Origin of the sequence: Odoribacter lunatus (assembly GCF_943193135.1) — a bacterium.
In the GTDB taxonomy this organism is placed as follows: Bacteria; Bacteroidota; Bacteroidia; order Bacteroidales; family Marinifilaceae; genus Culturomica; species Culturomica lunata.
The window spans coordinates 29,382-41,093 of the sequence record NZ_CALPCZ010000023.1 but is presented as its reverse complement, the minus strand read 5'-3'; the positions used below and the strand labels follow the sequence as shown (position 1 = coordinate 41,093).

The 11,712-nt window shown below is 40.3% G+C and carries 7 protein-coding genes; 2 read left to right on the top strand and 5 right to left on the bottom strand.

Annotation, left to right across the window (positions count from 1 at the left end):
* Positions 1-222: 222 nt before the first annotated feature.
* Positions 223-1,197: a D-alanine--D-alanine ligase gene (locus tag NFR61_RS08845; RefSeq protein ID WP_251623195.1), complete on the bottom strand. Its 975-nt coding sequence runs from the start codon at positions 1,195-1,197 to the stop codon at positions 223-225.
* A 178-nt stretch (positions 1,198-1,375) separates the two neighbouring features.
* Here NFR61_RS08845 and mdh point away from each other — a divergent pair, with 178 nt between their 5' ends.
* Complete coding sequence (mdh, locus tag NFR61_RS08840) at positions 1,376-2,311, top strand: malate dehydrogenase (RefSeq protein ID WP_251623192.1); 936 nt, start codon at positions 1,376-1,378, stop codon at positions 2,309-2,311.
* A gap of 172 nt (positions 2,312-2,483) precedes the next feature.
* Positions 2,484-5,474 (top strand): protein translocase subunit SecDF, encoded by a 2,991-nt coding sequence (secDF, locus tag NFR61_RS08835; RefSeq protein WP_251623191.1) that lies wholly within the window; start codon positions 2,484-2,486, stop codon positions 5,472-5,474.
* Between the two features lie 82 nt (positions 5,475-5,556).
* Here the strand turns inward: secDF and NFR61_RS08830 are convergent, their stop codons facing one another.
* From NFR61_RS08830 to NFR61_RS08815, 4 genes are all read right to left on the bottom strand, one after another.
* Entirely contained in the window at positions 5,557-7,716 is a 2,160-nt protein-coding gene (locus tag NFR61_RS08830) for a cation:proton antiporter (protein WP_251623189.1), read from the bottom strand.
* Positions 7,716-8,984 carry an adenylosuccinate synthase gene (locus NFR61_RS08825; RefSeq protein WP_251623187.1) on the bottom strand — a complete coding sequence of 423 codons (1,269 nt, stop codon included), beginning with the start codon at positions 8,982-8,984 and terminating at the stop codon, positions 7,716-7,718. The genes NFR61_RS08830 and NFR61_RS08825 overlap by 1 nt, the downstream gene beginning before the upstream one ends.
* Positions 8,985-9,055: 71 nt before the next feature.
* Complete coding sequence (locus tag NFR61_RS08820) at positions 9,056-9,523, bottom strand: Fur family transcriptional regulator (RefSeq protein ID WP_251623185.1); 468 nt, start codon at positions 9,521-9,523, stop codon at positions 9,056-9,058.
* 19 nt (positions 9,524-9,542) lie between these two features.
* Positions 9,543-11,699 carry a RelA/SpoT family protein gene (locus NFR61_RS08815; RefSeq protein ID WP_251623183.1) on the bottom strand — a complete coding sequence of 719 codons (2,157 nt, stop codon included), beginning with the start codon at positions 11,697-11,699 and terminating at the stop codon, positions 9,543-9,545.
* Between the last annotated feature and the right edge of the window lie 13 nt (positions 11,700-11,712).

The window sequence follows — 11,712 nt, the reverse complement described above, 5'->3', positions numbered from 1 at the left end:
AAAAGTTAAATTGATTTTTCCTATTTACTAAGGTATTACAATCTATTTTACATACTGCAATTTCTCTTAGGAAGAGAGGATATTGTTTCTACTTAACTATTCAGATGTGTTCCAAATGGGGAATAACGCTTTTAAGGAAAGCAGGTAGAATGATTCAGCGAATCAGCAGATAATGGAATATATCTTCCTCCCCCGCTATGGAGGAAGGAAGCTATTTTAAACTTATCTTAATTTATTCTCTATAATATCTGTCAAGACATCCCGCAAGGCAATTCCCATGACCTTAACCATTTTAGGTATAAAGCTGTTTGCAGTCATACCCGGCGTTGTATTTACCTCCAGCATGATGACTTTGTCCCCCTGCACAAAACCGTCTATACGAACAATGCCTTCACAGCGAAGAATGTCGTAAACTTCCGATGCCATGTTCTGTATCTTTTCAGTTATTTCTTCCGAAAAACGCCCGGGAATGATTTCATCCGACCAGGAGGCGTTGTATTTGGCATCATAATCAAAAAACTCTTTCTTCGGTACCACTTCCGCTACAGGGAAAATCACTTTTTTGTCCCCCGCTTTATATAATCCACATGTGAATTCCGTTCCGTCAATAAATGTCTCGACCAATACTTCCCGGCATTTCTCAAAAGCTGTGTCCAAAGCCTGCTGTAAATCGGCTTTGGTCTTGACCTTCGATACGCCGAAGCTGGAACCCTCCGCGTTCGGTTTTACAAAACAAGGCAAGCCAGCAGTTTCCAACACGGAATCCAAATCATACGTCTTGCCACGCACCAACATCAACGGATTGGTTGTCTCTATGCCAAAGCCCTGCAAATAGTTCGTACACGTATATTTATCAAAGGTTATCGCTTCTCCCAGCAAACTGCATGTAGAATAAGGTATCCCCATCATATCCAGATAGCCCTGCAACATGCCGTTTTCTCCCGGAATACCATGTATTGTAATATAAGCGTAATCAAAAACTATCTTTTCCCCATTCCGGCAAAATGAAAAATCATTTTTATCCACCGGATAATCTTTTCCGTCCACTTCAACATTCCATTCCCATCCCTTCAATATCATCAAATATTTATTATAACGTTCGCCGTCTATTTCCGAAAAAATATGATTTCCCGATTGTATGGAAACCCCGTATTCGGAAGAATTTCCGCCTGCAATAACAACAATATTCTTTTTCATCCCTGGTATCAATTAATATGAATTTTAAAAATATCTTCTTTACGAAGTGCAAAAATAGGGAAATTAGAGAAAAAAATCCCTAATTTTTGGGAAGAATAAAAAAAGGGCTAAATTTGACCAGCGGAAAATAATATCCGACGACAAATAAAAAATTCACTAATAACTAAAAAATAAAAACATGAAAGTAACAGTTGTAGGAGCCGGTAACGTAGGCGCAACCTGTGCCAATTGCATTGCTGAAAAAGATATCGTAAATGAAGTTGTTCTTTTGGATATCAAAGAAGGTGTTTCAGAAGGGAAATCCCTGGATATGTGGCAAACAGCCCCGATTAACATGTATGACACCCGCATCAAGGGCGTAACGAATGATTACACCGCTACTGCCGATTCTGAGGTTGTGGTTATTACTTCCGGACTTCCCCGCAAACCGGGAATGAGCCGTGACGATTTGATTTCCACCAATGCCGGTATTGTAAAATCCGTTACGGAAAATATTATCAAGTATTCTCCGAAGGCTAAAATCATTATCGTTTCCAATCCGTTGGACGTTATGTGCTACTGTGCTTTCCTGGCTGCCAAAGTGGATTCATCCAAAGTATTCGGTATGGCAGGTATTCTTGATACAGCCCGTTACAAAGCATTTTTGGCTGAAGCATTGAATGTTTCTCCCAAAGATATTCAGGCATTGTTATTAGGCGGCCACGGAGACACGATGGTCCCGCTGCCCAGATATACGACTGTAGCAGGTATCCCCGTTACCGAATTAATTGACAGTGACAAGTTGAACGCTATTATTGAAAGGACGAAAGTAGGCGGCGGTGAATTGGTAAAATTAATGGGTACTTCCGCCTGGTATGCTCCGGGCGCCGCAGCTGCCCAAATGGTAGAAGCTATCATCTGCAATTCCAGAAGGGTATTCCCGGTATGTGCCATGTTGAACGGAGAATACGGCATGAAGAACATTTATTTAGGTGTTCCCGTTATCTTAGGCAAGAATGGTATCGAGAAGGTGGTAGAGGTATCTTTGAACGCAGAAGAAAAACAGTTATTGGCCAAATCGGCAGAAGCTGTAAAAAGCGTCATGAGTGTTTTGGACAATATGAAAATGTTTTAAGGCGTAAAACCGATAATTTTATACGAAGAGGCTGCCGACAACGGCAGTCTCTTTTTTATGCCTATTTTTCTCCATACACCTAGAGATATTCAAAAAAATATTATACTTTTGCGCATTAAAATCTTCATGGAAGAAATATAATCTAAAATAATATCAAAAATTAACTAACAAAATGCGAAACAAAGGAGCAATTACATTACTTACAATCGCTTTGGCTTTAGTAAGTGCTTACCAGTTGTTTTTCACTTTCAAAACATCCCAGGTGGAGAAAGCGGCGCGGGAGTTTGCCGCAGGCGATCCCGCAAAAGAAAGAGCATATCTGGATTCCGTTGCCAACCAGGCTATTTATAATTTCCTCGGGTTGACAAAATTCACGTACAAAGAATGTAAAGAGTTAGAACTACCGTTGGGTTTGGACTTGCGCGGCGGTATGAACGTAACGATGGAAGTTGATGTCGTTGATGTCGTACGCAGTTTAGCGAACAATACCACAGACCCGGCATTCAATCAGGCATTGAATGAAGCGATACAGATGAGAAGCAAGAGCCCGAAGGATTTTGTAACCCTTTTCGGTGAGGCTTTTGAAAGAATCGCTCCCGATGCACAATTGGCTTCTCCCGATATTTTCGGAACCGTTGAGATGAAAGAAAAAATCAAAATCGGAGCCAGCAATAAGGAGGTGTTAAATGTTATCCGCAAAGAGGCTGATGCTGCCATCGATAATACGTTTAATATTTTGCGTACCCGTATCGACCGCTTCGGTGTTGCCCAACCCAATATCCGCAAGGCTGATATTTCAGGACGTATTAATATTGAGCTTCCGGGTATCAAAGATGCACAGCGCGTAAGAAAATTATTGCAGGGAACTGCCGCTTTGGAATTCTTCGAGACGTTCGATAATTCCGAATTTTATCCTCATTTGGCCAGTATCAATGAGAAGGTCAGAGAAATTGAACGCACCAATGATATTTTGGGATTGGAACAAGCAAGTACGGTTGCTCCGACACAAGAAAGTGTTGCCGATACGACCCAAGGCAATGAATTGCTTCGTCAGGCAGCTTCTTCCGATTCATTGAATTTATTGAACAATGAAGAAGAATTCCGGAAACAAAATCCGTTATTCTCTGTCTTAACTCCTGCTGTCGGACAAGACGGTTCGTTGAGACCGGGCTCTGTAGTCGGATACGCTCGATTGAAAGATACCAGCGCCGTAAATAAATTATTGGCCCTGCCACAAGTAAAATCTTTAATCCCGAGAAACGCCCGTTTGGTTTGGGAAATGAAACCCAGCGGCGAAATCATCGGCTTGCATGCTATAAAAATCACCACCCGTGACGGAAAAGCTCCTTTGGACGGCGGTGTTATTGTAGATGCCCGTAAATCTTTCGACAGCCAAAACAACGGTCATCCGGTTGTTTCCATGAATATGAACGGAGAGGGTTCCAAGATTTGGGCCCGTCTGACGAAAGACAACATTAATCGTTGTATTGCTATTGTTTTGGACGGTTATGTTGTATCTGCCCCGAACGTAAATTCAGAAATTAAAGGAGGAAGTTCACAAATCAGCGGAAGTTTTGATGTTAAAGAAGCGGAAGACTTAGCCAATATTTTAAAATCAGGTAAATTGCCTGCTCCTGCACGCATTATCGCTGACGAAATCGTGGGACCGTCTTTGGGACAAGAGTCTATCCAAACAGGTATGTGGTCTTTCATCATTGCCTTTGCTTTGGTATTGGTTTACATGTTGTTCTTTTACAGTAAAGGAGCCGGTTTGGCAGCAGACATCGCATTATTGGCCAACCTGTTTTTCCTGTTCGGTATTTTGGCTTCCATTGGAGCGGTATTGACGTTGCCGGGTATTGCCGGTATTGTATTGACGATGGGTATGTCAGTTGATGCCAACGTATTGATTTACGAACGTATCGAAGAGGAACGCCGCGGAGGAAAAGGTTTGAAGTTAGCAATTAAGGACGGTTACAATGCTGCCTATTCCGCTATTATCGACGGTAACTTGACAACGTTGCTTACCGGATTTATTCTTTATTATTTCGGAGAGGGTCCGATTAAAGGTTTCGCAACGACCTTGATTATCGGTATTTTCTCTTCTCTGTTCTGTGCTATTTTTATTACCCGCCTGATTCTGGAACGTGCTACGGCTAAGAATGAAAATGTATCGTTCACAACAGCCATGACTGCAAACTGGCTAAGAAATCCGAAGTTCCCGTTCTTAAAGAAACGGACGATATCTTATACTATTTCAGCTATTGCTGTCATTGCTTCGATTGCTTTCCTTTCAACGAAAGGATTAGACAAAGGTATCGACTTTGTCGGCGGTAGAACATACACGGTTGTTTTTGACCAACCGGTACAAGTTGAAGAGGTTGCCGCTAATCTGGAAAAAGTGTACGGCAGTGCTCCCGAGGTAAAAACGTTCGGTGGAGAGAATCAGGTAAGAATTACCACGAAATACAAGATTGACGAAGAAGGACTTGAAGTGGACGATGAAGTGGAAACTTTGCTGTACGAAGGTTTGAAATCCTATTTACCGGAGGGAACTTCCAGAGAACAATTCCTGGAAGAGAATCGCCAAATGTCAGAGAAGGTAGGACCTGCCGTTGCGGAAGATATTACCAGAGCAGCTTTTTGGTCTGTCATTTTCGCTTTAATCGGTATATTCCTTTACATTATGGTACGTTTCTCTAACTGGCAGTATGGTGCAGGTGCCGTTATCGGATTGGCTCACAATGTTATCATTGTTATGGGCGCTTTCTCTATTTTATCCGGATTGCTTCCTTTCTCTCTGGAAATTGACCAGGCTTTCATTGCTGCTATATTAACGGTTGTAGGATACTCCATTAATGATACGGTTGTTGTATTTGACCGAATCCGGGAATATCACTCACTGTATCCGAAACGCAGTGATATGGAGGTAACCGATGAAGCTCTGAACTCTACCTTACGCCGTACGTTCAGTACTTCTTTATCAACGATTGTCGTATTATTGGCTATCTTCCTTTTCGGTGGAACTTCCATCAAAGGTTTTGTATTCGCCTTATTAATCGGTATTGTTGTCGGTACTTATTCTTCTTTGTTCGTGGCTACTCCAATCTCTTATGATTTAAGACAACGCTTCGAACAAAAAAAGAATGCCGGTAAAAAATAATACATGCTACACGCAATAAAAAGAGAGCGCTCAATGAGCGCTCTCTTTTTTTATTCCTCCCCTCAACAAATACTAAAAGATTTTATCTATTCTTTTTAAATAAACGTCCTAATACGCTTCCCAAATCCTGTCCTTCAAAATGACTAAAAGCTATACTTCTAAATGAACTCATTTCCTCCTCTCCTATTCCTAATTGGACTGGATATACCAATACGCAATTATTTGTCTGAAAATACTTGTTCATATAAGCGGGAATCAGTGCCATCTGACGAGAATAAGAAGGGAAATTACGACGACTCATTATTACCATCAAGGCATCATCATCGCGGATGTCACGTGAAATAATCAAGACCTCATCCCAGTCCGTAAATTCAATAAACTCTGCATTTATGTTGTGCTTTGCCTTTACATCCTGCAATATTGAGAGAACGGAATGTGTACCATAAAATAGAATTTTACTGCCGGAATTACGGGCCAGATTCCATACTCTTACCAACCAATAAGGAAATCCAACTTCTTTCTCCGCATTTGCCGGAATAAGTATAATGTACCGTTTTACAGTGGCCAATGGCTGAACGGGACGATATACCAATGTCGTGGTAGCACATTTCGCCAAGACCCCTTCTGCCAGCTCTCCCAAAAAAGTATTGGATATGGCTGTCTCTTTCCGAAGTCCCAAGACGATATCCGTTATTTTATGCTCCTTTACTACATTCTTTATACCATTCACTATATTGATATCGTAACGCATCAACGAGTGAACCCGGTTATCAGTTGCCGCAGCCGTTTTTTCCGCTTTTTCCAATAAGAGCTGAGACCTTTTTTCTGCCGAAATATCGTTGCTGTCCGACTTGATGATACTCAACGCAAGCATTGTAGCCCTGCATTTAGACGATTTTACGGTTATGCCTAAATTTATCAACTCTTCTACTGTCTCGGAATTACTGAGCGGTATTAATATCCTATCTTCCGCATCATTTTTATCAACCAATTCCTCTTCCGCCATATCAGCCAAAGCGACCTGTTGCGCACCTTTTTGGGTAATAAAAGAGGCTATCGTACATGTCACCAGAATCATTACGATGGTTCCGTTCAATACATTGTCATCTAATAAACGCAAGGGATTACCCGCCTCATCATAGCCTAAAATGACTTGATACCCCACCATTACAGCGGCTAATGTTGCCGCCGCCTGGGCATTCGTCAAACCGAATAATAAAAAGCCTTCTTCTTTTGTATAGTGCAGTGTTTTCTCTGTTATCCAAGCTGCCAAATATTTCGACCCTGTAGCTATTACGCACATCACTATAGCAATCCACAGTGAGTCCCAGCCCGTAGTAAATACGTGATAGTCAACCAACATTCCTACTCCTATCAAAAAGAATGGAATAAATAAGGCATTCCCGACAAATTCAATCCGATTCATCAATGCTGACGTATTCGGGATAAGCCTATTTAAGGCCAATCCGGCAAGGAAGGCTCCAATAACATCTTCCAATCCGGCGACTTTCGCTAAGAATGAAGCCAGAAAGACTAATGCCAATACGAAAATATATTGTGCGATTTTATCTTCATAGCGTTTAAAGAACCAACGCCCGAAAATAGGATAAATGACCACAATAATGCCCACAAATATTATCGTCGATACACTTAATTGTGTCCAAAATCGCTGGTCTATATTTCCTGTTGACATTCCGACGATGACCGCCAATACCAATAATGCCAGTACACAAGTAATAACTGTTGCCCCGATAGAAATATTAACGGCACGATTTTTGGTTACCCCATACTTTCCCACAATGGGATAGGTCATCAATGTATGGGAGGCAAACATGCTCGCCAATAAAATAGAAGTCGGATAAGAAAAGTTCAGTAAATATACGCCCGCCACTGTTCCTAACACCATCGGTATTATGAACGTCAAGAAACCGAAGTAGGTGCTTTTAGCGCTATTCTTTTTCAAATCGGCTAAATCGATTTCCAAGCCAGCTACAAACATGATATACAATAGCCCCACTTTACCGAAAAGTTCGATGCTACTATCCCGAGCCATAATACCCAACGCATTGGGTCCAATAATGGCCCCGGCTATAATTAAACCTATTAAATCCGGAATTTTAAACCGATGTAAAAGTACTGGAGTCAGTAATATAATAAAAAGTATAACTGAAAATATGAGTACCGGATCGGTTAATGGTAAATTAAAAACGAATGCAAGCATAACAGAAATTGCGACAATCATTAATCTTCATATCTGATGATTGTCTGCTTCCGATCAGCTCCAACCGATACTATTTTTACCGGAACACCCGTTACTTCTTCAATAAAACTGATATAAGCATTGTATTCTTCCGGGAATTCATCTTCAGAGGTCATTTTTGTCATATCAGTTTTCCAACCCGGAAATTCTTCATAAACAGGTTCTATCTGCTCATTGATTTCATAAGGGAATTCCTCTACTATTTTTCCATCTATTTTATAAGCGACACAAATCTTTATTGTATCGAAGTTATCCAATACGTCACTCTTCATCATGATTAGTTGGGTCACACCATTAATCATCACCGCATATTTCAATGCAACTAAGTCCAACCATCCACACCGACGCGGCCGTCCTGTAACCGCACCAAATTCATGACCTAATGTAGATAAAAGTTTTCCCGTCTCATCAAATAATTCTGTCGGGAAAGGTCCGCTTCCCACACGAGTACAATACGCTTTAAAAATACCGTATACGTCTCCTATTTTACCTGGGGCAACCCCTAATCCGGTACATGCCCCGGCACAAATGGTGTTGGATGAAGTAACAAAAGGATAAGAACCAAAATCCACATCCAACATCGTTCCCTGAGCCCCTTCCGCCAATACGGATTTACCTTCATTCAATAATCCATTGATTACGTGCTCGCTGTCTATCAAACGAAAACGCTTCAAATACTCTATTGCTTCAAACCATTCTTTTTCCAAAGAGGTTATGTCGTAGGTGTAATTCAATGAACGAAGTATCGTTTCATGCCGTGATTTTGCCACTGCATATTTTTTTTCAAAATCATGGAGTATATCCCCTACCCTGACACCACTACGCCCCACTTTATCCGTATAGGTCGGTCCGATACCTTTACCCGTGGTTCCTATCTTTCCTTCTCCTTTCGCTACCTCGTATGCTGCATCCAACATGCGATGCGTGGGTAAAATTAAATGAGCTTTTTTAGAAATATATAATTGATTGGTTATGTCGTGTCCACTGGCAATCAAACTTTCTGCCTCTTGTTTAAAAAGTAAGGGGTCTAATACAACACCATTACCGATAATATTTATTTTACCTCCCTGAAAGATTCCAGACGGAATAGAACGCAATACATATTTTTCACCTTCAAATTCCAATGTATGACCGGCATTAGGCCCTCCTTGAAAACGAGTTATCAAATCATACTTCGGAGTCAATACATCCACAACTTTCCCTTTTCCTTCGTCTCCCCATTGCAATCCAAGTAATACGTCTACTTTCATCAGTTAAAATTTAAATCAAACAATCGGCATATTCAATAATTTGCAAACGCAAACATGCAAAGGTAATATATTTATAAAGAATTTTCAGTTTTCTTCTTCATTTTTAGTTTGCAGTTTTTACATATCCCATATACATACCACATATTCTGGTGTATTTCAAAATTGTACTTCTCCCCTACTGTTTTTAAGACTTCTTCCAAACGGTCATCCGCAAATTCTTCAACCCGATTGCATAACGTACAAATCAAATGTTCGTGATGCTTATTCTCCGCCCGTTCATAATGCGCCATTTCATTTTTGTATGTATGCTTCACCACCAACTCACACTCCAACAACAATTCCAAGGTATTATATAACGTAGCTTTACTCACCCGATAATTTTTATCGCTCATTTTTTGAAAAAGAGTTTCTACACTAAAATGTCCCGGATGAGCATATATTTCCTCTAAAATAGCATAACGTTCCGGTGTCTTTCGATAACCTTTCTGCTCTAAATAAGCAGTAAAATTCTGTTTTACAATATTTTTTACCTTATCCATAAAACAAGTATATTAAAATTTAGCCTCTCATTGTATTCTCTACTCCTTTCACTCCTGAAATTTTTGTAATCAAAGAATTTACATCTCTCGTATTATGCACACATAACTGAATTACTCCTTCAAAAATACCATCTTTTGTTTCAAAATGAATCATTTTCATGTTTATTCCTACTTCTCCGGATATAATTTTCGTAATTTCATTTACAACTCCCATCCTATCTATTCCCCGAACTAAAATAACTGCAACAAATGATGTGATATGATAATTTTCCCACGCTATCGGTACAATTTTATTCCCATAACTTGCCAGCAAGCGAATAGCTTCCGGACATTTTCTTTTATGAATCTGCACTTTTCCTTCTATATCCATTCCTACTACGTCATCTCCGGGTATCGGATTACAACAAGAAGATATAACTACATCTGCATTTTCCTCATCTTTGTATTCTTCTTTTTCACGTTCCTCCCGTTCATTTTTGAAAAATTGCAATCTCCAATATTTAGCAAACCAGTTTTCCATTCTTTTTTTCAACTCCTTTGCCAATTCCTCTTGAGTAATCGTACCCAAACACAATTTCAAATACAATTCCTCTTTATTCTGCAATTTTAACGCTGTCAGAATTTTCCTCATCAACTCTGCTGTCAAGGAAAGTTTCAAATCTTTGACAATTTTCTCAAAAATTCTCTCTCCTCTTTTTATTGCTTCCCGCCTGTTCTTTTTGAAATAATCATCTATGTGACTTCGTGCTTTAGCTGTTATGACAAAATCAAACCATTCTTCCTGCGGATGCTGCTTCTCGCTTGTTAATATCTCCACTTGATCACCGCTCTGCAGTTTATGACTCATCGCCACCAGCTTATGATTTACTTTTGCTCCAATACAAGTATTCCCAATCTCCGTATGAATGTCATAAGCAAAGTCCAAAGCCGTTGCTCCTTTAGGTAAGGTCTTCATGTGCCCCCGGGGGGTAAATACCCGAATTTCTTTGGCATATAAGTTGAGTTTAAATTCATCAAGAAAAGCCAGTGCATTGGAATTCGGTTGTTCCAACAATTCTTTTATGCCTGCCAACCAGTTATCCAATTCTGAGTTTCCCTCTCCATTCTCCGCTTTATACTTCCAATGTGCCGCTAATCCTTTTTCAGCAATTTCATCCATTCTTTCCGAACGGATTTGTACTTCAAACCACTGTCCGGAAGGTCCCATTACAGTCAGGTGCAGCGCTTCATACCCATTTGCTTTCGGTACACTCACCCAATCTCTAAGCCGTTCCGGATTCGGACTATAAAGATCTGTTATCAATGAATAGATGTTCCAACATTGCCATTTTTCCGGCTGAGAGGGCGTAGGTTTAAATACAATTCTTACTGCCAGCAAATCGTAAATTTCATCAAAACTAATATTACGTCTTTGCATTTTGTACCATACCGAATACACACTTTTCGTACGAGCCGTAATCGTATATTCATATCCATTTTTATCCAGACTCTCCCGAATGGGCGCTATGAATTTATCAAATAAGCCTGTATATTCTCTATGATAAGCCTCTATTTTTTGCGCAATTACTTTATACTCTTCCGGATGTTCATATTTTAAACTCAAGTCCTCCAATTCCGTTTTAATCGCATGCAATCCCATCCGATGAGCCAATGGAGCAAAAATATATAATGTTTCACTGGCTATTTTTACCTGTTTATGCTCCGGCATTGATGCCAATGTCCGCATATTATGGAGACGATCAGCTATTTTAATCAATATCACCCTTACATCATCTGCCAGGGTCAAAATCATTTTACGAAAACTTTCTGCCTGCAAGCTCGTATCTCCCCCCATTATTTCCCGGATTTTGGTCAATCCATCCACCAATGAAGCTATTTTAGCACCGAAAATTTCACCAATTTCTTCAAGTGTATAGTCTGTATCCTCCACCACATCATGCAGTAATGCCGCAATCACAGATTTTGTACCCAACCCAATTTCTTTTGCTGCAATCCGCGCTACTGCTATCGGATGTAATATATAAGGCTCGCCCGATCTGCGCTTTATCCCCTTATGAGCTTCATTAGCAAACTCAAATGCCTGCCTAATTCTCTGCTTTTCCTCCTCCGTCGTATCTTTACGCAGAACTGTAAGAAGTTCTTCAAAAGCCTCTTTTATCAATTCTTGCTCACCCATGTCGTATCGGAAT

Coding starts and splice junctions, on each gene's coding strand:
- NFR61_RS08845 (WP_251623195.1), bottom strand. CDS start 1,197: ATGAAAAAGAATATTGTTGTTATTGCAGGCGGAAATTCTTCCGAATAC.
- secDF (WP_251623191.1), top strand. CDS start 2,484: ATGCGAAACAAAGGAGCAATTACATTACTTACAATCGCTTTGGCTTTA.
- NFR61_RS08820 (WP_251623185.1), bottom strand. CDS start 9,523: ATGGATAAGGTAAAAAATATTGTAAAACAGAATTTTACTGCTTATTTA.
- NFR61_RS08830 (WP_251623189.1), bottom strand. CDS start 7,716: ATGATTGTCGCAATTTCTGTTATGCTTGCATTCGTTTTTAATTTACCA.
- NFR61_RS08815 (WP_251623183.1), bottom strand. CDS start 11,699: ATGGGTGAGCAAGAATTGATAAAAGAGGCTTTTGAAGAACTTCTTACA.
- NFR61_RS08825 (WP_251623187.1), bottom strand. CDS start 8,984: ATGAAAGTAGACGTATTACTTGGATTGCAATGGGGAGACGAAGGAAAA.
- mdh (WP_251623192.1), top strand. CDS start 1,376: ATGAAAGTAACAGTTGTAGGAGCCGGTAACGTAGGCGCAACCTGTGCC.